This is a genomic window from Glycomyces sp. TRM65418, from assembly GCF_019710475.1.
Taxonomy (GTDB): domain Bacteria; phylum Actinomycetota; class Actinomycetes; order Mycobacteriales; family Micromonosporaceae; genus Glycomyces.
Genome location: NZ_JAJFAX010000031.1, coordinates 1 through 434 on the forward strand (window position 1 = coordinate 1; position 434 = coordinate 434).

The following is a 434-nucleotide window of genomic DNA, read 5'->3' on the forward strand; positions in this document are numbered from 1 at the left end:
ACGGTCCATCCGGTGGTGTGGAGGCGGCCGTGGTGGAACCGGCACAGCAGGATCAGGTTCTCGGCGGTCGTCTTCCCGCCATCGGCCCAGTGCTGGAGGTGGTGGGCTTCGGTCCAGGCCACGGGCCGGTCGCAGCCGTGCCAGGCGCAACCCTGAGGCTGTTCGAGTTCGAGTTTCCTGCGGAGTGCCGCATTCGGGAGGCGCAGGGCCCTGCCCAGTTCGATGGCTTCGCCGCTCTGGTAGTTGAAGACTGAGGGGATGATCCCGGCCTCACAGGCGAGGAGGCGGGCTTTGGCCACTGAGATCGGTTTGCCTTCCAGGAGGGGCAGGCGGCCGGTGTCTTTGCCTTGCAGGGTTTCGATGTCGACGGTGAGGTCGAGGGTGGCGGTGTGGCCGTGGCGTTTCACTGCTTCGGGGGAGGTGCCGTAGCCGGC

General features: G+C 67.3%; 1 protein-coding gene. It reads right to left on the bottom strand.

The window, feature by feature from the left end; all coding sequences use genetic code 11:
- A partial coding sequence (locus tag K3N28_RS23190; RefSeq protein ID WP_228095277.1) for an HNH endonuclease signature motif containing protein occupies positions 1-407 on the bottom strand: 407 nt, incomplete at its 3' end.
- Between the last annotated feature and the right edge of the window lie 27 nt (positions 408-434).